Source organism: Alteromonas sp. IB21 (assembly GCF_016405965.1).
Taxonomy (GTDB): domain Bacteria; phylum Pseudomonadota; class Gammaproteobacteria; order Enterobacterales; family Alteromonadaceae; genus Alteromonas.
Genome location: NZ_JAEFCD010000063.1, coordinates 1 through 1,194, shown reverse-complemented (window position 1 = coordinate 1,194; position 1,194 = coordinate 1). Strand labels below are relative to the sequence as shown.

General features: G+C 43.0%; 1 protein-coding gene. It reads left to right on the top strand.

The window, feature by feature from the left end:
* The first annotated feature begins 235 nt into the window (after positions 1-235).
* Positions 236-706, top strand: a complete 471-nt coding sequence (locus JC525_RS19710; RefSeq protein WP_198817846.1) for a hypothetical protein — start codon at positions 236-238, stop codon at positions 704-706.
* Positions 707-1,194 lie beyond the last annotated feature (488 nt).

The following is a 1,194-nucleotide window of genomic DNA, read 5'->3' as shown; positions in this document are numbered from 1 at the left end:
AACACCATGCCGTAGCTAATTTATGAATTGAATGTGGGGATTACCGGACGGACACAGAACAATTATTCAAGCGTTATTAGCAAAGTAAACAAGCATTTATTCGGCATGGCACATAACAAGTCAATTAACGCACTCACTTCGTTCGCTGGGACGCATACACGCGGGGCGGCTGCGCCATTATGCCCCACATGTCTGCGCCCGTTATTGAAAAGTTATGGCTCAAACAAGGATGTCTATGCTCAACAAGATACAAGCCGCTGATTCAATGCTGGTAGAAGCTATAAAAGAATTCAGAAATGATGATAGCCAAATAAGTTATATAAAAAGTATTTTATTGTCCGGTGCTGTTATTGGAATTACCAATCCATTATTGATAGAGAAAGGGCTAGAGACATCAATTGGAGAGGTAGCTAACTTATCTGTTTCGTTGTCTCATAATCAGTTTAATAGTCACAAAGAGAAAGAAACATATAAACGCCGTACAATTAGTTTTCTTAAATATGTATACAATGCGCTAAAACACTCTGGCGTACCAAAAGATAGCATACAACCGTCTGACGACCTTGAGATTGAATGTGATTTAAAAACAGAGGCAAGGGATCTAATCATGCACGCCAAAACTGACATGGAAAAACTCAACTTAAGCCATGACGATTTATCAGAAGATTTGCTTAGCTACTTCTTAGAGTTAGATTTTGAGCCATAACAACTCAATAAACTCGCTCACTTCGTTCGCTGGGACGCATACACGCGGGGCGGCTGCGCCATTATGCCCCACATGTCTGCGCCCGTTATTGAAAAGTTAGGCGTCATTTACTTACAGCATTAAAATGTTGGTTCAGAAGTGACATTCCAGCATCAAGGTTGTTTCGCTAGGTCGTGTTCGCGGCTAGCTTTCTCGGTTGTTTCAACGGCCTTAGCAACGCGCTTTTCATCAACATCGCAACGCCAACATTCAACATTGCAAGTTGTCTAAACTCGCTCTTTTATCCTGCAATGTCCTTAACATCTGGCATTTCGCACAGGGTTGTTTTATCTTAAATTCAATAATTTAAACACGCGGCCTATTTGGCTAGTGGTGGCAGCAAAGCTGCGTACGTTCCTTTGTACGCCTAACAAAACGCTGTTGGCACTCCCTCCGGTCGCTGGGACGCTAACACGTGGGCTGGCTCGCTTCGCTCGGATTTTAGCCCA